The sequence below is a fragment of the Nocardia brasiliensis ATCC 700358 genome (genome assembly GCF_000250675.2).
Classification (GTDB): domain Bacteria; phylum Actinomycetota; class Actinomycetes; order Mycobacteriales; family Mycobacteriaceae; genus Nocardia; species Nocardia brasiliensis_B.
Map to the genome: position 1 here is coordinate 1,147,464 of NC_018681.1, position 20,685 is coordinate 1,168,148.

At 68.8% G+C, this 20,685-nt stretch carries 16 protein-coding genes; 12 read left to right on the forward strand and 4 right to left on the reverse strand.

What is annotated here, in order from left to right:
- Positions 1-43: 43 nt before the first annotated feature.
- Entirely contained in the window at positions 44-1,249 is a 1,206-nt protein-coding gene (locus O3I_RS04960; protein ID WP_014981797.1) for a DUF7373 family lipoprotein, read from the reverse strand.
- A 145-nt stretch (positions 1,250-1,394) separates the two neighbouring features.
- On the opposite strand from O3I_RS04960, the gene O3I_RS46200 reads away from it, so the two are divergent.
- Positions 1,395-3,011, forward strand: coding sequence for an FHA domain-containing protein (locus O3I_RS46200; RefSeq protein ID WP_014981798.1), 1,617 nt, complete (start codon positions 1,395-1,397; stop codon positions 3,009-3,011).
- Positions 3,012-3,029: 18 nt separating this feature from the next.
- Here O3I_RS46200 and O3I_RS04970 read toward each other — a convergent pair whose 3' ends face one another.
- Positions 3,030-4,478 carry a metallopeptidase gene (locus O3I_RS04970; RefSeq protein ID WP_014981799.1) on the reverse strand — a complete coding sequence of 483 codons (1,449 nt, stop codon included), beginning with the start codon at positions 4,476-4,478 and terminating at the stop codon, positions 3,030-3,032.
- 107 nt (positions 4,479-4,585) lie between these two features.
- On the opposite strand from O3I_RS04970, the gene O3I_RS04975 reads away from it, so the two are divergent.
- The 5 genes from O3I_RS04975 (at position 4,586) to glmM (ending at position 11,737) form a co-directional block, all read left to right on the forward strand.
- Positions 4,586-7,093, forward strand: coding sequence for an FHA domain-containing protein (locus O3I_RS04975; RefSeq protein ID WP_014981800.1), 2,508 nt, complete (start codon positions 4,586-4,588; stop codon positions 7,091-7,093).
- 76 nt (positions 7,094-7,169) lie between these two features.
- On the forward strand, positions 7,170-9,005 hold the full coding sequence (locus tag O3I_RS46205; RefSeq protein WP_424769565.1) for a hypothetical protein: 1,836 nt from the start codon (positions 7,170-7,172) through the stop codon (positions 9,003-9,005).
- A 161-nt stretch (positions 9,006-9,166) separates the two neighbouring features.
- On the forward strand, positions 9,167-9,610 hold the full coding sequence (rplM, locus tag O3I_RS04985; RefSeq protein ID WP_014981802.1) for a 50S ribosomal protein L13: 444 nt from the start codon (positions 9,167-9,169) through the stop codon (positions 9,608-9,610).
- Between the two features lie 17 nt (positions 9,611-9,627).
- On the forward strand, positions 9,628-10,143 hold the full coding sequence (rpsI, locus tag O3I_RS04990; RefSeq protein ID WP_014981803.1) for a 30S ribosomal protein S9: 516 nt from the start codon (positions 9,628-9,630) through the stop codon (positions 10,141-10,143).
- 217 nt (positions 10,144-10,360) lie between these two features.
- Positions 10,361-11,737, forward strand: coding sequence for a phosphoglucosamine mutase (gene glmM / locus O3I_RS04995; protein ID WP_014981804.1), 1,377 nt, complete (start codon positions 10,361-10,363; stop codon positions 11,735-11,737).
- A gap of 11 nt (positions 11,738-11,748) precedes the next feature.
- On the opposite strand, the gene O3I_RS05000 is transcribed toward glmM, so the two are convergent.
- Positions 11,749-13,413, reverse strand: a complete 1,665-nt coding sequence (locus tag O3I_RS05000) for an ABC-F family ATP-binding cassette domain-containing protein (RefSeq protein ID WP_014981805.1) — start codon at positions 13,411-13,413, stop codon at positions 11,749-11,751.
- A 296-nt stretch (positions 13,414-13,709) separates the two neighbouring features.
- Here O3I_RS05000 and O3I_RS05005 point away from each other — a divergent pair, with 296 nt between their 5' ends.
- From O3I_RS05005 to O3I_RS05025, 5 genes are all read left to right on the forward strand, one after another.
- Complete coding sequence (locus O3I_RS05005; RefSeq protein WP_014981806.1) at positions 13,710-13,901, forward strand: PspC domain-containing protein; 192 nt, start codon at positions 13,710-13,712, stop codon at positions 13,899-13,901.
- Positions 13,902-14,017: 116 nt separating this feature from the next.
- Positions 14,018-14,326, forward strand: a complete 309-nt coding sequence (locus O3I_RS05010) for a DUF6802 family protein (RefSeq protein WP_014981807.1) — start codon at positions 14,018-14,020, stop codon at positions 14,324-14,326.
- A 180-nt stretch (positions 14,327-14,506) separates the two neighbouring features.
- Entirely contained in the window at positions 14,507-14,821 is a 315-nt protein-coding gene (locus tag O3I_RS05015) for a type VII secretion target (RefSeq protein WP_014981808.1), read from the forward strand.
- Between the two features lie 60 nt (positions 14,822-14,881).
- A complete protein-coding gene (locus O3I_RS45880; RefSeq protein WP_014981809.1) occupies positions 14,882-16,585 on the forward strand; it encodes a WXG100 family type VII secretion target in 1,704 nt (567 codons plus the stop codon).
- Positions 16,586-16,616: 31 nt separating this feature from the next.
- Positions 16,617-16,925: a hypothetical protein gene (locus O3I_RS05025; protein ID WP_014981810.1), complete on the forward strand. Its 309-nt coding sequence runs from the start codon at positions 16,617-16,619 to the stop codon at positions 16,923-16,925.
- Between the two features lie 842 nt (positions 16,926-17,767).
- Here O3I_RS05025 and O3I_RS05030 read toward each other — a convergent pair.
- Complete coding sequence (locus O3I_RS05030; RefSeq protein WP_014981811.1) at positions 17,768-18,625, reverse strand: dienelactone hydrolase family protein; 858 nt, start codon at positions 18,623-18,625, stop codon at positions 17,768-17,770.
- A gap of 36 nt (positions 18,626-18,661) precedes the next feature.
- Here O3I_RS05030 and glmS point away from each other — a divergent pair, with 36 nt between their 5' ends.
- Positions 18,662-20,545, forward strand: a complete 1,884-nt coding sequence (gene glmS / locus O3I_RS05035) for a glutamine--fructose-6-phosphate transaminase (isomerizing) (protein ID WP_014981812.1) — start codon at positions 18,662-18,664, stop codon at positions 20,543-20,545.
- Positions 20,546-20,685: the final 140 nt, after the last annotated feature.

Sequence of the window (20,685 nt, forward strand, 5' to 3'; positions counted from 1 at the left end):
CACCGCGTCGGCGGGCACAGGACCATAACGTTCGGGGCCTCGCTCAGAGGCTGTTCGCGAGCAACGCGTATTCGGCCGCCACCTTCTGGCGGACATCGGGTTCCTTGTCGCTGGTCACGACGCCCACATAACGTTTGTAGGTGACATAGCAGCGGAACTTGTATTCCCGGTCGGGATTGCCCTTGCTGTTCAGCTGCAGGCATTTGGCGCCCGGCACGTCCTTCGGCGCACCGAGGGTGTCGTAGTGCGCGCCTTCGCTTTCCATCAATCCGGCGGCGAGTTTCTGCGCGCCCGCCGCATCCCGGGCGCGGGCGACATAACTGTCGTCGGCCACGGCGGTGCGGTCCACGCCCGCGTCCTGGACCAGGCGCAGATGCGCGGCCTCGTCGGCGGAACGGTGCACCAGGTGATCGGCGCCGAAAACGGCGAAGGTGGCGGTATCGGGGGTGCGGCTCTTGCGGTCGCTCACGGCCACCCGGGCGAGCAGGCCCTCCGGATCGACCTTCAGGTCCTTGATCTTTTCCTGCGGCGTGGCCTGGAATTTGTCGAGCTGCGCGAGCTGGGCGGTGAGCGTCTTGTCGACCCAGCTCACCAGGTCCGCGCTGTCGGCGCGCGGGCGCTGGATGAACAGGGAGATGACGAACTCTTTGTAGGCGACGAAGGTGCCGATGGTGGGAACGCCTGGGCGCCAATGGATATAGGCGTCCGGAAATTTCGTCGACGGGAGCTTGCGGTTCTCCGGTGAGACGGAGATATCGACATCTTCGAGCTCGCGGGCGGCGAGTTTCGCGATCGCCGGATCCGGGAAGCGGAACAATGCGGTGGTCACCGCGGTGGCCTCGGGCGCGGGGGTGGTCTGCCCGTCCGGGTCCGGCTTGTCGGCACCGCTGGCCGCGTACCCGACGATCAGCTTGCGGTTGTCGAAGACCGGCTTGGAGACCTTGGCGACGAAATCGAGCGCCTGCTCGGCATCGGCGATCACGGTGCTGCCCCGGCCCACCTTCAGCGACGAATCGATCTGCACGGTCGGCACCACGGCATCGGACATCCGCATGCCCTCGAGCAGTGCGGCCTTGTCGCCGGGATCCTGGTTGTACCGGTGCCGATCGACGGCGTAGGTGCCGACTTCCAGCTGGCGCACGTCGAGCTCGCCCGCCGTGGCGGTGCCCCGCACGCCGCCGCAACCGGTCAGCAGACCAGTCAAAGCGATACACGACGCGGCGAGTGCGATACGTGATGTCCGAACCATGACGGGTCCTCGTTTCCTTCACTTGCTCACACTGAAGTTACCGGACGGACGCCTGGGAGGGGGGTCGATAGTTGTGGGATTGCAATACCCTGGTTCTCGTGGCAACGACCGTGCAGCGCACCCTCGACAGAGGCCGATTCCTTTGATGGATCGGCAGGTCGAGGTCGTTGTCGGCAGTCATGCGGTGGCGCGGGTCGCGGGTGCGCTGGTGGTCGTCGGGCACCGCGGACCGGGTCGGCCGACGCCGGATTCGCCCGCCGCGCTGGCCGCGGAATCGCTGGCCGAACTGGTCCGGGAGGCGACCGAACAGGACCGGATCGCGCCCGGTGCGCTGATCGCCAGGCAGGCCACCCGCTGGCTGATGAAGTCCGCCGAGCAGATCAGTCCGGGGGAGCCGATCGACTTCGGCATCCTCTCGCCCGCCGAGGCGGGCGGAGTGGCGATATTCCTGCACGGGGCCGTCACCGCGGTACTGGTGGGTGACGGCACGGTCGAGCGGCACCGCGGCAGCGACGCGGCGTTCACCGTCGACCGGGTGGCGAGTGCCCCGGCGCGGGCCGCCGCCCTGTTCGTCGACGATGCCAAAGGGCGAATACCCGAGGTGCCCGCGGAACGCGGAATCGGTTGGCTGGTCGAGGGTCTCGCGCAGGCGGGCGGGGCGATCGTCTGGACCGACGGCGCGCGCGCCGCGAGCCGACCGAGCGCGGCGGCCCGCGAGGCCAGGCGCAGGCGCGAAGACGAAGCGCCGCTGCCGACCGCACGGATCGACCACGAGCCACCGCATCGACTCGGCTCCGCACCGCCCTACGACGCGTCGCCGCGACAGCGTGCGGGTTCCCCGTCGCAACGGCAACAGCAGGCTGCCGCGTCACCACAACCCGGTGTGTCCGCGCCACAACTCCACGTCTCTGCACCGCAATCCGATGTCGCGTCGCCGCAGCGTGATGCGTCGGCCCCGCAGCGCGATATCTCGTCGGGGCAACCCGATGTCTCTGTGCCGCAACCCGATGTCTCGTCACTGCAGCGCGATGCCTCGGCCCCGCAACCCGATGTCTCGTCGCCGCAACCCGATGTCGCTACCCAGCAACCCGATGTCTCGGCCCCACAGCGCGAGGTCCCGCCGCCGCAGCGGGCGACCGAATCGCACACCGCGGCACAGCCGGACGCCGCCGATACCGACCTGCAGCACGCGGTGACCCAGATGCGGGGCACAACGCCCGCGCCGCCCCCGGATCCGGATCTACAGCGCAGACTGGAGGCGACGGCGAAGGCCACCGCGCTCACCGTCAAGGTGATGGGGTTCAAGTGCGCCCGCGCGCATCCCAGCGATCCGCGCTCGGCGTTCTGCACGGTGTGCGGTATGCCGGTGGACCAGACCCAGGCGCTGATCGAGGTGGTCCGGCCGCCGCTCGGCATGCTCGTCCTCGACGACGGCATGACCTACACCCTGGCCGCGGACGCGGTGCTCGGCCGCGATCCGGAGCATTCCGATGCCGCGCAGCGGGGCCTGGTCCCACTGCGGGTCGACGATTCCTCCGGCGGCATGTCCCGGGCACACGCCGAGATCCACCTGCTGAATTGGGATGTGACAGTGGTGGATCGGGGATCGACCAACGGCACCCGCACCCGGCTGCCCGGCTACCGCGACTGGATCCGTTTGGCGCCCAACCAATCCATGGTGCTGGTGCCCGGCGCCGAGGTCATGCTCGGCAACCGGGTGCTGCGCTTCGAGCATCTGGCGCCACCGCCGTTCGGCCGCTGACTCCGCGCGCGAAGGCGCTCAGGAGTACCGCGACATGCAGGTGTTCTCGCCGTTCAGTACCCCGGCGCGGAAGGCGTCCACGCGCGCGAAGCCGCTCGGCACCGTTTGTCCTTGGACGTCGCTGGCCGCCAAGCCGTCGGTGAGCAGGCCGGACACCGCTTCGTCGAGATCGCCTGCGGCAAGGCCGATATCGCCCTGCGAGCTGGGCCGGTTCGGCATCGCGAGCTTGCCGGTGACCACGCCGGACAGGCAGGCGGCCCGCAGGCCGGTCTTCGCGCCGACCAGCTGCTGGCCGTGATTCTGCTGCACCGCAAGGGTGTAGCGGGAGATGAAGACGATGTAACCGTTGTAGTCGCCGGTGACCTTCAGCGGCAGCGGATCGTCCACGTCCCAGTTGGAGGTGCCGCGCTGAGCGAGCGCGGGGATATCGGTGCCGATGGTGTTCTTCTCCGGGCAATAACTGACCGGCTCGGTGGTGCCGCCGTTGCGGCAGGCGAGCTTGGCGCCGTGGTAGTCGTAGGTCGGGCTCGGCTTGGTCGGCAGCAGTGCGCCGAGGGCCTTGCTGAGTTCGATCAGGTTTTCCTTGGTGATCGCGTATTCGCCGCGACCGGTATCGCCTTTGAAGTCCTTGGGCAGGTTGCCCCGTCGTTCGTTGATCTCGTCGATATCGATGCGCTTACAGCCCTTGGGGCCGTCGGTGAAGCCGACCTGCACGGCGGTGACCCGCTCGAACGCCGAGCCGTGCACGCTCTCCGGGTCGTCGGGGTCGGAATCGCGGATGGCGACGGTGGCGGCGAGCACGGAGTTGAGCCCGTCGGAGGTGTTGATGGTGAAGTGCTTCGACTTGCCCTCGGCGACCGAGCGCATGAACGCGCCCGCGAAGCAGTCGGCCTGCTGCTCCTTGACGATCACCGGGTCCTTGGCGCCGACCAGCTTCGCCATCGTCTGCACCGCGTGCCCGTATTCGTGCGCGAGCACCATGACCACGGCCATCTTGCCGAAGGTCTCCTCCATGGCGGGCAGCAGCACCGACCGGTCCCAGCCGATCGAGTTGTCCAGCCTGCAGTAGGCGGCGTTCACCAGGCGATAGGTGGTCTCCTTGCAGAACTCGAGCGAGTCGCCGCGCGGCGCCTTCGCGCTCCACGAGATCAACTTGTCGACCGGCTTGAAATCGTTGCCCTCGAACTCGTTGCCGAACTCCGCGCGCCAGTAGGTCTGGATGTCCTCGACGGCGTTGAGGGCGAGCTTGTCCTCGGCGCTACCGTCCCCGTTGGTGGCGGTCAGCGTACTGTCCGGGACACCGGCGCGGGGGCCGTTGGGACCGCTGGTGGTGGGTAGCCCGGCGACCTTGAACGGGTCGTCGTAGATCGAGACGGCGCGGCCGTCGACCAGCCTGGTGCAGCCCGCGACCAGCACCACAACGATCAGCGCGGCGGTAATGAGCGCCGTCGCACGGGCTTTCGGCAAAGCTCCCCCTTGTCGGCCGGTATCACGTTCACATCGGTCGCCGGATCGGGGCAAGAGGCGCGTCGGGGGCACCGCCGATGTCCGGGTGATGGAATAGTATCCGCTGCATGTCTTCACCGGGGGCGCAGACCATCACCGTGCGCCATGATGGAAACGAACGAGTATTCGATTCGAGTCAGCCGGTCACCATGGGCCGCGCGCCGGAGGTGACGCTATTCGTCGACAGCCCGCTGGTTTCGCGGGTCCACGCGACGCTCACCTGGCAGGGTAGCGCCTGGGTGCTCGCGGACAACGGAAGCACCAACGGTGTCTTCGTGGACGCGCGGCGACTGACTCAGCCGGTGTCGATCGATCGGCCGACGCAGGTGCGCCTCGGCGATGCGATCAGCGGTCCGCTGCTCCATCTGCTGCCCGCCAATCCGCAACCCCCGCAGCGTCCGTCGGTGCGCCCGCCGCAGTCGGGGCAGGTGCCGCAGTCCGGCCAGCAGCCGATGGCCGGCCAGCCACCGATGGCCGGGCCGCGACCGGTGCAGCAGTTCCAGCGCCCGGCGTATCAGCCGCCGCAGGACGCGCCCCAGCCGATCAACCCCAACATGACCCACCGGGCGGACAGCTCGAACATGCCGCCGGTGCGGGCCAGGGCCTCGACCGCGGCGATCGCGCGCGCCGATCGGCTGCCGGCCGGTGGGCTCTCGATCGGCCGCACCACCGACAACCAGATCGTCGTCAACGATCCGCTCGCCTCGCGTAAACACGCGCGCCTCGTCGCCACCGCCGAGGGCCTCACCCTCGAGGACCTCGGCTCGGCGAACGGCACATTCGTCAACGGCCACCGGCAGCAGCGGGTGGTGCTGCGCGAGCGCGACATCATCACCGTCGGCAACGTCGACTTCGTGGTCCAGCAGGGCACTTTGGTGCACCGGCAGAAGCCGGTCGCCGAACAAGGCCTCGCGGTGCACGGCGTCGGATTCACCGTCGAGGGCAACAAGCAACTGCTCGTCGATGTGAACATGCAGGCCAGCCGGGGCACGCTGACCGCGTTGATCGGTCCGTCCGGTGCGGGCAAATCCACGCTGTCCCGGCTGATCGCGGGCACCACCCGTCCCTCGGGCGGCGTGGTCACCTTCGAAGGCCGCAACCTGCACGCCGAGTACGAGGCGTTGCGCTCCCGCATCGGCATGGTGCCGCAGGACGACGTGCTGCACCGGCAGCTCACCGTGCGCCAGGCGCTCGGCTACGCGGCCGAACTACGGCTGCCGCCGGACAACAGCAAGGCCGACCGGCAACAGGTGATCGACGGTGTGCTGAAAGAACTTTCGCTCACCGAACACGCCGACACCCGGGTGGACCGGCTCTCCGGCGGCCAGCGCAAACGCGCGTCGGTGGCGCTGGAACTGCTCACCGGTCCGTCGCTGCTGATCCTGGACGAACCCACCTCGGGCCTGGACCCGGCGCTGGACCGGCAGGTCATGGTGATGCTGCGCGAGCTGGCCGACGCGGGCCGCGTGGTGATCGTGGTGACGCACTCGGTCGCGCACCTGGACATGTGCGACCAGGTGCTGTTGCTCGCGCCGGGCGGCAAGACCGCCTACTGCGGTAACCCGGCGGGTGTCGGCGCGGCGCTCGGCACCAGCGACTGGGCCGAGATCTTCGCCAACGTGGCGGCCAACCCGGACCAGGCGTTCGCCGCCTACCGGTCCAGGCAGGCGTTCGCGCCGCCGCCACCGCCGCCACCCCAGCAGTACGGTTCGGTGGGATCGCCCCCGCAATCCAGTGGCGGGAAACAATTCTCGACGCTTTCGCGCAGACAGGTCCGATTGATCCTGGCCGATCGCGGTTATCTGATCTTCCTCATCGTGATGCCGTTCATCCTCGGCGCGCTGTCGCTGGTGGTGCCCGGCAAGGACGGTTTCCAGCGGGGTGCGCTGAAGGCACTGCCGGACGGCAGTTTCGTCCCGCAGGGCGGCGGGGAGACCCAGCAGCTACTCGTGGTGCTGATCCTCGGCGCCTGCTTCATGGGTTCCACGCTCACCGTGCGTGACCTGGTCGGCGAGCGCACCATCTTCCAGCGCGAACGCGCGGTCGGGCTGCTGCCCTCGGCGTATCTGCTGGCGAAGATCGCGGTGTTCAGTTTCACCGCGCTGCTGCAGTCCGCGGTGCTGGTCGGCATCGTGCTTGCAGGCAAGAAGCGGCCGGGCGAGGGCGCGGTACTGGCCTCGGGCAGCGCCGAGCTGTACATCGATATCGCGTTGACCGCGGTGTGCTGTGTTGTTGTCGGGCTGCTGCTTTCGTCGCTGGCGAAGTCGAACGAGCAGGTGATGCCGCTGCTGGTGGTCGCCATCATGTGCCAGCTGGTGATGGCGGGCGGCTTGATCCCGGTCACCGGCCGGGTGGTGCTCGAGCAGGTGTCCTGGCTGTTCCCGGCCCGCTGGGGTTATGCGACGGGCGCCTCCACGGTGAATATTCGCGAAGTGTTCATCAACGCCCAGCCGGACAAGTTGTGGGAGCACACGCCGGGCATCTGGGCGCTGGACGTGGGCGTGCTGATCCTGCTCACCGTCGTGCTGGCCGTCATCACCTGGCGGCGACTCCGGCTGAAGAAGTCGGTGGCCTGATGCCGGTGCGATTTTCCGGCCACTACCGGGGGCTGCGGACAAGAGCGAGCATCTCGGCCGCATACCAGGCACACTTATGCCTGTGACGGTGCGAGTAGGGGCGGTACATCTCGGCTGGGATGTGGTGTCCGTAGCCGCGGGTGGCGGGGGCACGCCGATCCGCCCGGTGCAGGTGGAGGGTATGTGGACACCGCCCGCGTATTTGCTGGCGGATTCTTCGGGACGGTTGCACACCGCCGGGGTGGACCGGCAGCGGCCCGACCTCGGCATGGCGATCGCCGATGTGCGCGACATCCTCGGCCACCCGCAGATCGTGGTGGCGGGTGCCACCTGGCCCGCGGAGCTGGTGTTCCGGGCTCGGATGTACAACCCCCTGGCCTCGATCGGTAAGCATCTGCGCGGCAAGCCCGACCTGGTGGCACTGCCGTTCCCGGACGGCTGGCCGGACGAGAAGGTCGAGGTGTACGCCGCGCTGGTGGAACAGCTCGACGTGATCGTCGAGCCGCTGCCGGAGAGCATCGCGTTGTCGGGGTACGTGCGCGCGCTCGGTCTGGTGCATCCGCCGGATCAGGCCAGGCCGAACGGCATCGGCGCGACCGGCGTGTACTCCGACGGCCGGACCGTGCTGGTGGTCGCGGTGCACGGCGACGACGAGCAGCCGACCGAATCGGTCGACGTGCCGGTGAGCCCGGAATCCATGCGAGACGCCAGATCCGCGGACAACGTGGTGATCGAGGTGATGGCGGCGGCCCGCCGGATCGGCGCGGACACCTCGACGGTGCTGCTGTCCGGCAATGTGTGCTTCAACGAGGCGTTGCGGCTGGCCTTCCAGAACCACCTCGGGCACCGGTTGCAGGTCGCCGATCACCCGATGCACGCGCTGGTGCTCGGCGCCGCGCACCTGCTGGTCACCGATACCGAGATGGACGAGCCGGAACCGGGCGGCAGGCATGCCGAGCCGGCGCCGCCGCGCGTCGACCCGACGCAGTACCAGGATCCGGGTCCGCAGCATCGGGACCAGGCGGGGCACTACCGGCCCGAGTCCGCGCCGCCGCAGGCGCCGCCCGGCCAGCGCCAGGCCGGCGCCACCCAGCGGCAGGCGGAATCGCCTCGGCACCAAGCCGAGTCCGGTCAGCGGCAGGCCGAATCGCCCCAGCGACAAGCGGAATCACCCCAGCGGCAAGCCGAGTCCGCGCCGCGGCGTGCGGATACCGTGCCGCCGCGTCCCGTGCCGCCCGTGCAGTACGGCCCCGGCTATCCGACCCAGGGCGATCTCGACGCGACCACCCGGCTCTCGCGGGAAGACGCCTCGCGCGGACTGCCGCCGAACCTCGCCGAACTGGGCAGCCGCTTCACCCGGCCGCCGGGGCAGCCCGCCGAGGAGCAGCGCGGTCCGGCGGGACCGCCGCAGAGCGGGCCGCCGCCCGGGCCGATCCCGCCCGGCGCCCGCTCGTATCAGGCTCCGCAGTCCGACGAGCCGGGACGGCAGGGCCAGTGGCGTGAGCCGGGGTCCGAGCCGGACGACGACGAGGACAGACCCCGCAAGGGAAAACTGTGGAACAAGATGAAGGACAACCTGTTCGGCGCACACACGGTGGTCGGCGCGGTGGCGCTCGCGGTGGTGGCGCTGCCGGGCAGCGGTGACCGGGTCGAGCTGACGGCGGCGGAGACGACGCTGACCGTGGCGCCGGGTCCGGCGGTCGCGGACCTGATCGCCTGCCCGTTGACGCCGTATGTGACCAACGAGGTCCGCCCCGGCATCGCCGCGGTGCGTGGTCACGCGCCGGGAGCGCCGCGCACCGACCGGCGGGCCACCGAGCCGGAATGCGAACAGCCGGGTGTCGACACCCTGCGCTACCTGCTGCCCGGCCCGCGCCGGGCGATCGATCCGGGGCCGCCGGTCGAGATCTGATGCGATTTCGGTCCGGCCTGCTCGGACTGGTATCGTGGCTCGTTGGCGTGCGGACGTACCGGGTAACCGGTCGTGCAATCGAGTCCCGGGTCTCCACCGGCCGCCGGGAGCATTCGACCACACGCCTGGCCGGCAACACCGACGACAGACAGGGAAGCACTGTGCCTACGTACAGCCCCAAGGCTGGTGACGTGACCCGCAAGTGGTACGTCATCGACGCCACTGACGTAGTGCTCGGCCGTCTCGCCGTCCAGGCAGCGAATCTGCTGCGTGGCAAGACGAAGCCGACCTACGCACCGAACTTCGATGGTGGCGATTTCGTCATCATCATCAACGCCGACAAGGTTGCCATCAGCGGCAACAAGAAGGCGGACAAGCTGATCCACCACCACAGCGGGCACCCGGGCGGCCTCAAGTCGCGCACTGTCGGCCAGGTGTTGGAGAGCCGTCCGGACCGGCTCGTGGAGAAGGCCGTCAAGGGCATGATCCCGAAGAACAAGCTCGGCAACGCGATCGCGGGCAAGCTGAAGGTCTACGCGGGCCCCAGCCACCCCCACGCCGCTCAGCAGCCGATTCCGTTCGAGATCAAGCAGGTGGCGCAGTGAGTAACGGAGAAGATTCAGTGACCGCTCCTGAGGAATTCAACGAAGAAGCCGTCGCCGAGGAATTCGACGCTGTCGAGGTCGTCGAGGATGGCGAAGGCTACGACGAGGCCGAGGTCAGCGCGGAGAGCTTCGCGCCGATCGTGATCGACCGCCCGGTGCAGACCGTCGGCCGTCGTAAGGAAGCCGTCGTCCGCGTGCGCATGCTGCCGGGCTCCGGCAACTTCGTGCTCAACGGCCGCACCATCGAGGACTACTTCCCGAACAAGGTGCACCAGCAGCTGGTCAAGTCGCCGCTGGTGACCGTCGAGCGGACCGAGTCCTTCGACATCCACGCCCGCCTGGTCGGCGGCGGCCCGTCGGGACAGGCCGGCGCCCTGCGTCTGGCCATCGCCCGCGCGCTGATCGAGGTCACCCCGGACGACCGCCCCGCGCTGAAGCGGGCCGGCTTCCTGACCCGTGACCCGCGTGCCACCGAGCGCAAGAAGTACGGCCTCAAGAAGGCCCGTAAGGCTCCGCAGTACTCGAAGCGCTGATTTTGGCCTCGTCGTCCGCTGCCATCCGGCACCCTTGGAGGTGCCGGGGGCACAACGGTCGACGGGCAGCTGTACGAGAGCAGGCTTCCAGCAACGGCTGGTTGCCTGCTCTCGTGCTGTATCACCGTGTGGCGTCTGCGCCTTCGCCGGTCGCGTACGCCGCCGTCTCCGGACCGCCGGCGCGCGCCGCCGCGGATCCACGATGAGGGGCTGAGGTATGGGACGTTTGTTCGGCACCGACGGAATCCGTGGGTTGGCCAACGAGTCGTTGAGTCCGGAACTGGCCATGCGAGTTTCGGGTGCGGCCGCACAGATCTTGAGTCGAGGCAAGCAGCGACCGCTGGCGGTGGTCGGGCGCGATTCCCGGGCCAGCGGGGAGATGCTGGAGGCCGCGGTGACCGCGGGCCTGACCGCGACCGGCGTGAACGTGCTCCAGGTCGGCGTGCTGCCGACCCCCGCCGTCGCGTATCTGACGGGTTTGTACGACGCGTGCTTCGGCGTGATGATCTCCGCCTCGCACAACCCCATGCCGGACAACGGCATCAAGATTTTCGCCGCGGGCGGGCACAAGCTCGACGACGCGATCGAGGACCGGATCGAAGCCCTGATCACCGAGGACCTGGTGGTGCGCCCGACCGGGGCGAGTATCGGCCGGGTGGTCAACGCGGTCGGCGCGCGCGACCACGGGCCCGCGGTGCCCGATCAGTACAGCCTGGCCGGCACGCACGAGCGCTATGTCGAGCACCTGGTGGCGGCGACGGCGCAGGACCTGTCCGGGCTGACCGTCGTGCTCGACTGCGCGCACGGTGCCGCGTCCGAGGTCGGGCCCGCCGCGTTCCGCGCGGCCGGGGCGACGGTGATCTCGATCAACGCCGAACCCGACGGCCTCAACATCAATGACGGTTGCGGTTCAACGCATTTGGACTCGATCCAGCAGGCGGTGCGCGAGCACGGCGCCGACCTCGGCTTGGCGCTCGACGGTGACGCCGACCGCTGCCTCGCGGTCGACGCCGCGGGCCGGATCGTCGACGGGGACGCCATTCTCGCGGTGCTCGCGCTGGCCATGCACGAGGCGGGTGAACTGGCGCAGCAGACCCTCGTCGGTACCGTGATGAGCAACCTGGGCCTGCACATCGCGATGCGCGCGGCCGGAATCGCGTTGCGCACCACCGCGGTCGGTGACCGGTACGTGCTGGAGGAACTGCGGCGCGGCGGCTACACCCTGGGCGGCGAACAGTCCGGGCACGTGATCTTCCCGCAGTTCGGCACCACCGGCGACGGCATTCTCACCGGCCTGAAACTGATGGCCAGGATGGCCACCACGCGGCGCAGCCTCGCCGAGCTGGCCGCCGTATTGCAGACCGTGCCACAGGTTTTGGTGAACGTGCCGGTCAGTGACAAGTCGCTGGTCGCGACGGCGCCGGAGGTGCGGGAGGCGGTGCAGGAGGCCGAGCGCATCCTCGGCGATACCGGCCGAGTCCTGCTGCGCCCCAGTGGAACCGAGGAGCTGGTCCGCGTCATGGTGGAAGCCACCGACCCGGCCCAGGCCAGGCAACTCGCCGACGATCTCGCCAAGCGGGTCGCGTCGGTCTGACCCGCACTCGCTCAAGTGGTTTCGGTGAGCTTGCCGGAATCCATGTGCCAGCGCCTGGTCGCCTGGATGGTGTCGAGCATTCGACGGTCGTGCGTGACCAGTAGCAGTGTGCCGGTGAAGGATTCGACCGCCTGCTCCAATTGTTCGATGGCGGGCAGGTCCAGGTGGTTGGTCGGCTCGTCCAGCACCAGCAGGTTCACCCCGCGCGCCTGCAACAGGGCCAGCGCGGCGCGGGTGCGTTCGCCGGGGGAGAGAGTTTCGCAGGGGCGCAACGTATGTGCGCCGCGCAGGCCGAACTTGGCCAGCAGCGTGCGGACTTCGGCGTCGGGCCAATCCGGCATCTGCGCGCCGAACGTGTCGGCCAGCGATGCGGTGCCGCGGAACAGCCCGCGGGCCTGATCCACCTCGCCGATCTCGACACCGGCACCGAGCGTCGCGCTTCCCGTGTCCGGCTCGATCTTTCCGAGAAGCAGCGCGAGCAGGGTGGATTTGCCGGAGCCGTTCGCGCCGGTCAATACGATCCGGTCGGCCCAATCGACCTGGGTGGTGACCGGGCCGAGCGTGAAATCGCCCCGCGTGAGCGTCGCGTCGGACAGCGTCGCCACCACGGAGCCGCTGCGCGGCGCGGCGGCGATGGTCATCCGCAGCTCCCACTCCTTGCGCGGCTCCTCGACCACGTCGAGCCGTTCGATCCGGCGTTGCGTCTGCCTGGCCTTCGCCGCCTGCTTCTCGGTGGACTCGGCGCGCATCTTGCGGCCCACCTTGTCCGAATCGACCTTCTTGGGATCGCGGGCCTTCCGGCGCGCATTGCGCACACCGTGTTCGAGCCAGTTGCGCTGCATCTGTGCCCGCGCCTCCAAACCCGCCTTGGTGTCCGCGTACTCGTCGTACGCCTCGCGCGCATGCCTGCGGGCGATCTCGCGTTCGGCCAGGTAGGCCTCGTAGCCGCCGTCGTAGGAGCCGACCTGCTGCTGCGCCAGATCCAGCTCGACCACCCGATTCACGGTGCGCGCCAAGAACTCCCGATCATGACTGATCACCACCAGCGGCACCCGCACGCCCGCGACGAACTGCTCGAGCCGGGCCAGGCCGTCCAGGTCCAGATCGTTGGTCGGCTCATCCAGCAGCAGAATGTCGAAGCGCGACAACAACACCGAGGCCAGACCCGCGCGCGCGGCCTGGCCGCCGGACAAGCCCGTCATCGGGGTCTCCAGGCCGTTCGCCAAGCTGACGGTCAGACCGAGATCGGCCGCCACCTCGTCGGCGCGCTGCTCCAGATCCGCGCCGCCCAGCGCGAGCCAGCGCTCCAGCGCGTCGGAATACGTCGTCGCCGCTTCGTCGCCGCCGTCGGCGAGGCGCTCCGCCGCCTCGTCCATGGCGAGCTGCGCGGTGGTGACTCCGGTACGGCGACCGAGGAATTGGCGCACCGTCTCACCGGACACCCGCTCGGGTTCCTGCGCGAGATAGCCGATGGTCGCGTCGGGCGGGCTCACCGTGATGCTGCCGGTGGGCGTGCGCCGGTCCGCCAGCATGCGCAGCAGCGTCGACTTGCCCGCGCCGTTCACGCCGACCAAGCCGATCACGTCGCCCGGGGCCAGGGTGAGATCCAGATCCTCGAAGAGGACACGTTCGCCGTGCCCGGCCGAGAGGCCGCGTGCGTGCAGCGTGGTACTCACGACTGAACCTCGCTCGGCACCGGCGCGCTGTGTTGCCGGTTCGCTCGCTGGCGCTCCCTCACGACTGCGCCTCGCTCGGTTCCGTGGTGCGGTACTCGTGGTTCGCTCGCTGGCCCTCGTTCACGTGAGCATTCTGCCGCGCGGGGGCCGGGTGGTCCGCATCGGTGCTCTCGGGGTTGCACCCTGAGCCGGGTGGCGTGGAAATCAGGGTCGGGATCGGTCGCCGGAGCGATGTGCCGACGGGCCGGAATCGGCAGAGTGGAGGTCGAAGAGAACACCGCCAGAGAGGGAAGACCATGACCGCACCTACCCGCCGTTTCACCCGCTCGACCCACGACAAGTGGATCGCGGGCGTCTGTGGTGGCATCGCCGAATACCTGGGCTGGAACGCCAACGTCGTGCGCCTGCTCTTTGTGATCTCGTGCCTGCTGCCGGGCCCGCAATTCATCATCTACCTGGTGTTGTGGCTGCTGATGCCGAAGAAGTGAGGTCGGTGGGGGCTGCGTCGGACTCCCGCGGATGTCAGTATGGAGCGATGACGTTGTTCGCGGACCACCGCGGAAACCAACGCAGCGCACACCACGAGTCCCGCTGAGGAGTAGCAATGATCACCTCGGGCGAATTGCCGGGTCTGGAACTGCCCGGCATCGACGCGTCCTCATCGCTGGACGGCCTCGGTGCGGTCGAACTGCATCACCCCACCCAGGACATCGACGGCGACGGCACCCTCGACACCATCACCACCACCGGTGAGGAGGCGATGCAGGTCTGGACCGACTACGACCACGACGGCCTCGCCGACCACGTCACCGTGGTGGAAAAAGACGGCGACTACGCCGCGTGGGAGTTCCACCGGCATCCCGACGGCACGTCCGAGTGGGTGCGCACGGATCACGGGAAGATCGGGTCGTAGTTCCCGGTCGGATCAGGTTGTCCCGGCCCGGCTCGCCCATTAGATTTCCGCGTACGGCGTTCGGCGGGAATTGATGGAACCGAACGTCGGAGTGCCGCGTCGAAGAAGGTATGGACACCACTCGGCGTCGGCACGGTATCGAAGCGCGAGTTCGGACGACGCAGGGACGAAGGGGGCACGATGGGCAGCGTCACGGTGGATCCCGCTGTGCTGCAACAGATCGGGGCCAATCTGAAGTCCTCGGCGGCGATCATCGGCAACAAGGTGACCGACGCGCGGCGGCAGGATTTCGGCGCGGCGCAGGCGGGCCGGTCCTACAGCGCCGAGGGCACCAAGGTGCACGACGGCTTGGCGCGCTTCGCGACCTGGTTGCAGAACTGGCAGGGTGCCGTCGACAAGACGGGTGCGCAGATCACCACCAGCGCCACGACGTACGCGACCGTCGACGATGCGAACGTACGCAAGATCACGGCAGTCGGTGTCCAACTCGCCTGACGGTTCGAAAGGCAGGCGAGGCGGCCGAGCAGCAGTGGCTCCGACGGGGACGAGTGACCAATGGTTGATTACCAGGCCGGCGACAGCGCGACGGTCCAGCAGATGCTGGATAACGGCGCCGAGGGCTTGATGTACTTCGAGAGCTATCTGCCGCGCTACCACACCGTCCACGACAAGTTCGGGTACGGGCGGGGGGATCTGCCCGAATACTCGGCGCTCTGCGCGCTGTTCGACGCCGAACGTGAGATGGATCTGGATACGCTCGGCCAGATCGCCGCCACGGTGAGCAAGGTGAACGGCGAGGTCGGCACCGAACTGCACAAGCAGCAGGTCCAGCTCGCGGCGTTGCCCGCGGTGTGGCAGGGCGTGGCGGGGGATGCCGCGCACACCATGCTGGCGGAGCAGGTCCGCCGGGCCGAGACCGATCGTGGCACCGCCGTCGCCGTCGCGTCGACGCTGTCCGCGGCGGTTCCCGGCCTGCGCAGCGTCGTACGGAGCAAAGCGGAGACCGTCGCGCGGTACTGGGACAAAGACAAGCCCGATATCGACAACACCGGCCGCAAGGCGATCGACCAGTTCATCTACAACGCCGAGAACTACGCCGACTACGAGCTCGGCAGAGACGCCAAGAAATGGTTGCAGGAGACGTTCGTCCCGCACGTCGACGGCACCGTCGACAACTTCCTGGCGCTGTGCAAGAAGACGGATTCGGATGTGCGGCGCATCTACGGTCAGCTCGCCGATGCGCTCGCGCGGTTGGACACCAGTCAGTATCCGGCACCGGCCGATGCGCCCGCGCCTGCGGAGCAGCCGAAAGGTACTGGTACGCCTGGTACACCTGGAACGCCCGGTACTCCTGGTACACCGGGTACTCCCGGTACCCCTGGAACACCTGGAACACCTGGAACGCCGGGCACTCCTGGAACGCCGGGTACACCTGGAACGCCGGGTACGCCCGGAACGCCTGGCACGACGCCTGCTTCCACTGTCCCTGCCGAGACCACGCCCGCCGCGACGGTGCCGACCACGACGAAGATTCCCTCGCTGGACGGTCTCGCCTCGCTCAGCCAGGTGGCGAGTTCGTTGTCGCCGTTGACGTCCACGCTCACCAGCGCGGTCACCTCCGGCCTCAGTTCGCTGACCAGCAGCCTTGCGACCGGTGTGAACGACGCGCTCGAGAATCTGCAGTCGAGCCTGGAACCCACACCCGTGGACAGGGACAACGACGGCAAGCCCGACCAGCCCGCGGCCGAATTCGATGTCGCCGGTAAGCATTTGAAGTTCGAGCTGGGCGCCGACGGGTTGAAGCTCACGATGTCCGACGCCGACGGCAAGCCGCAGGAGTTCAGCCTGAAGCTGGATGAGCATGGGGTGCCGGTACTTTCGGTGAACGAGCCGAAAGCCGAAGGGGAGCCCGTGCCGTCCGACGAACCCGCGTCCGATAAGCCGAAGGGGGAGCAGCCCACGGGGGAGCAGCCCACGGGGGAGCAGCCGACGCCGGCCGCGGAGGCGCCGCAGCCCAAGGATCCGGCCGCCGCTCCTCGGTCCGAGGAGGCCGCGCCTGCCGCTCCGGACCAGGAAGCGCCCGCACCGAAAGCTCCTGCGGCGGAGGAGAACACCGGGCAGCCAGGGCTGCCTTCCGGTGTGCCGTCCGCACGCCGCGAAGAGGACGGCGAGCACAAGCCGAAACCGATGCCCGGCAGCCAAAACCCTGACGCGCCGTTCGACAGCGGGGCCGAACTGGCGGAGGCAGGACCACTGTGACCCGGCTCGGCAGTGACAGGTCGGTGGCGCGGTGAACCACGCCTACGAGATCGAATGCATCGTCGAGGAGAATCGGCGCGCCGTGCTCCGCCTACAGGACGAATACGACGAGATGAAACAACGTCTCAGCGACCGAGGCGGCCCGGAATTGCTCGCCGCGATCCAAGAAGCCGAAGCCCAAGCCGAGGAAGAACGAGCCCGTCAGGAAACCGAGGCTCGCGAGCAACGAGAAGCAATAGCCCGCTCCATCGCCGCCCGGCGCGCCAACCGCGACGTCGCCCCCGTCGACGCGGAAGACGAGGAAGCAGCCTTCTACCAGCGCAAGACCTGGCTGATCTGAGCCCCCCGAAACCCCCGCCGCGCCCGGGCGTGTCGCCTCGAAGCGCGTGGGGCCGATTATCGTGCGCGGTCAGCGGTGGGTTGACCGCGGTGGTGCGCGGTCGTCACAGGGGTTGTCAACAGGGGGTCGGTGTGTCATGCGGTGTGTTGGTGTGTGAGGTGTCGAGAAGGTCTGTGGGCGTACAGGGGCGGCCGAGGCTCCGCCTCTGTTGGGGTCCGGCGTCTCGCCGATGTCCGCTACCCGTCGCGGCGCGCGTGCCGGTTGCCGTGCGCGGTTCAGCGCCGGGTTGGCCGTGGTCTAGCCCGTCGTCACAGAGGTTGTCGACGAAGCACGGGTGAATCGCCCCGGTGAGTCGGTGTGTGGGGTGTCGAGAAGGTCTGTGGTGGTGCGACGTTCGGGCTGACCGTTGTGCTGTCGCCGTCGGTCGAGGAATTCGCCGACGGCAGCTACCCGCCGCGACGCGTCGAGTCAGTTGCTGTGTGCGCGGGTCAGCGGCAAGTGGTCGTCACAGAGGTTGTCGACGGAGTGCCGGTGTGTCGTGCGGCGTGTTGGTCTGTGCGGTGTCGAGAGGGTCTGTGGCGTGCACGGTCGGCGGACGCTCTGCCGCTATTTGGGTCCGGAGTCTCGCCGCCGGTGCTATCGGCCGTGGGGTGTCGGGCTGGTTGGCGTGTGCGGGTCGGTGCCCTGTTGCGGGCGGTGCTGGCTGGTGCTCACAGAGGTTGTCGACGGAGGGCCGGTGTGTCGTGCGGCGTGTTGGTGTGTGAAGTGTCGACAAGGTTTGCGAGCGTGTAGCCGGTCGGCCGTGGCTGCTGCGGTGATTGGCGGTCGCGGCAAGTGGCGGGTCAGCGGCGGAGGAGGGAAGCTAGTTGGCCGACTTTGAGTTTGGGGGTGGGGGTTTCTTCTTTGGCGTTGGGATCTATGACGGCGGTGTGCGGGATGTCGGCGTCGGGGTCGGCGAAGACGCGGTAGGTCTTGTCGCCGGCGAGCTTGGCGAGCAGGTAGCCGGCGAGGAGGGCGCGGGTGGTGCGGGCGGTTTTCGATTCGTGCTTGCCTGCGCCGACCGCGGCAAGGACGCGGCGACCTTCGACGATGCCGTTGTGGGAGGCGCCGTCGATGGCGCGCAACACCATGGGCCCGCCCCATGTGGCGGCCAGGGGGAGCGCGTTGGAGCTGACGGAGGCGATATCGGTGGCTCCGGCCAGGATGAGGGCGGGCGTGTCGATGTCGGCGCCGAGCTGCTCGGCGGCCGGGGCGGTCGGCGCGGGGAACAGCGCGGCGACGGCGGCGACCTGCCGCTGGTTCGCCGCGATGACGGCCGCGCCCGCGCCCATGCCGTGGCCGACCAGGGCGAGGCGTTCGGGATGCACGCTGATCGAGCCGTCGCCGAGCCGCACCCCGGTGCAGATGTCCAAGGTGGTCAGCAGGTCGGTGGCCAGGCCGAGGTGCGACGGGATCGGGCCGCGCTCGGTGTCCGGGGCTGCGGCCACGATGCCCCAGGAAGCCAGATGCTCCAGCAGGGTCCGGTAGTGCGCGACGCCGGTCAACCAGCCGTGGCCGAACGCCACCGCGGGCAGGTTGAGTCCGGATTCCGGCGTGAACACCACCCCGGGCTGCCCGGCGATGGCCAGGTTGCCGCGCAGCACCCGATGGGGGCCGCGGCTGGTCAAGGTGCTCAGAAGCGATTTCACAGACGCCGACACGACGAGAACGTTATCCGATAAGTACTCTGGTGAGCCATGTGCGGAATCGTGGGGTACGTCGGATACCGGGACGCGCTCGGCGTTGTCGTTGACGCGTTGCGCCGCATGGAATATCGCGGCTACGACTCCGCGGGTGTGGCGATCGTCGACGGCGCCGGCGCGTCGGCGGTGGAACGCAAGGCGGGCAAGCTGGCCAACCTGGAGGCCGAACTGGCCGAGGTCGGGGTGGCGCGGTTCGCGGGCACCACCGGCATGGGGCACACCCGCTGGGCGACTCACGGTGCGCCGACCGACCGCAACGCGCACCCGCATCGCGACCACAGCGGCAAGGTCGCCGTGGTGCACAACGGCATCATCGAGAACTTCGCCCCGCTGCGCCGTGAACTGGAGGACGCCGGGGTCGAACTGCGCAGCGACACCGACACCGAGGTCGCGGTGCACCTCGTCGCGCAGGCTTACGCCGCGGGTCCGACGGCGGGCGATTTCGCGGCGAGCGCGCTCGCGGTGCTGCGCCGGTTGGAGGGCGCGTTCACGCTGGTCTTCACGCACGCCGACCATCCGGAGATGATCGTCGCGGCGCGCCGCTCGACCCCGCTGGTGGTCGGTGTCGGCAAGGGTGAGATGTTCATCGCCTCCGATGTCACAGCGTTCATCGAGCACACCCGCGAGGCGGTCGAACTCGGCCAGGACCAGGCGGTGGTGATCACCGCGGACACGTACACGGTCACCGATTTCGCGGGGACCGACGCGGTCGCGCGGACCCGCCCGTTCACGATCGACTGGGATCTGGCCGCCGCCGAAAAGGGTGGTCACGACTACTTCATGCTCAAGGAGATCGAGGAGCAGCCCGCGGGTGTCGCGGACACGCTGATCGGGCATTTCAGCCAGGATCAGGACGGCGCGGGCCGGATCGTGCTGGACGAGCAGCGCCTGGCCGATCAGGAACTGCGCGACTTCGACAAGGTGTTCGTCGTCGCCTGCGGTAGTTCGTACCACGCGGGCCTGCTCGCCAAGTACGCGATCGAGCACTGGACCAGGCTGCCCGTCGAGGTGGAGCTGGCCAGCGAATTCCGTTACCGCGACCCGGTGTTGGATCGTTCCACGCTGGTGGTGGCGATCTCGCAGTCGGGCGAGACCGCCGACACGCTCGAGGCGGTGCGGCACGCCAAGGAGCAGAAGGCCAGGGTGCTGGCGATCTGCAACACCAACGGCGCGCAGATCCCGCGCGAGTCGGATGCCGTGCTGTACACCAGGACCGGTCCGGAGATCGGCGTCGCGTCGACGAAGGCGTTCCTGGCGCAGGTCACCGCGAACTACCTGGTCGGCTTGGCGCTGGCGCAGGCGCGCGGCACCAAGTACCCGGACGAGGTGGCCCGCGAGTTCGCCGAGTTGGAGGCGATGCCGAAGCTGGTCGAGCGGGTGCTGGCGACCGGCCCGCAGGTGCGTGCCATCGCGCGGGAACTCGCTCATGTCCAGACGGTGCTCTTCCTGGGCCGCCACGTCGGCTACCCGGTGGCGCTGGAGGGTGCGCTGAAGCTCAAGGAATTGGCGTACATGCACGCCGAGGGCTTCGCGGCCGGTGAGCTCAAGCACGGTCCGATCGCGCTGATCGAGGACGGTCTGCCGGTGATCGTGGTGATGCCGTCGCCGAAGGGTCGCGCGGTGCTGCATTCCAAGCTGCTCAGCAATATCCGGGAGATTCAGGCGCGCGGCGCACGCACCATCGTGATCGCCGAGGAGGGCGACGACACGGTGCGGCCGTTCGCCGATGACCTGATCGAGATCCCGTCCGCGCCGACACTGTTCCAGCCGTTGCTGTCCACGGTCCCGCTGCAGATCTTCGCGGCCGAGGTGGCCCAGGCCCGCGGCTACGACGTGGACAAGCCGCGCAACCTGGCCAAGTCCGTCACGGTCGAGTAGGCCGGTGGCGCTGCGCCCATGGGGCATGGCGCCACCCGGCACCGCCGCATACGGCCACCACGAACGCTGTGGCAGCCTCGCCGAAGCCCGAAGCCCGAAGCCCGAAGCCCGAAGCCCGAAGCCCGAAGCCCGAAGCCCGA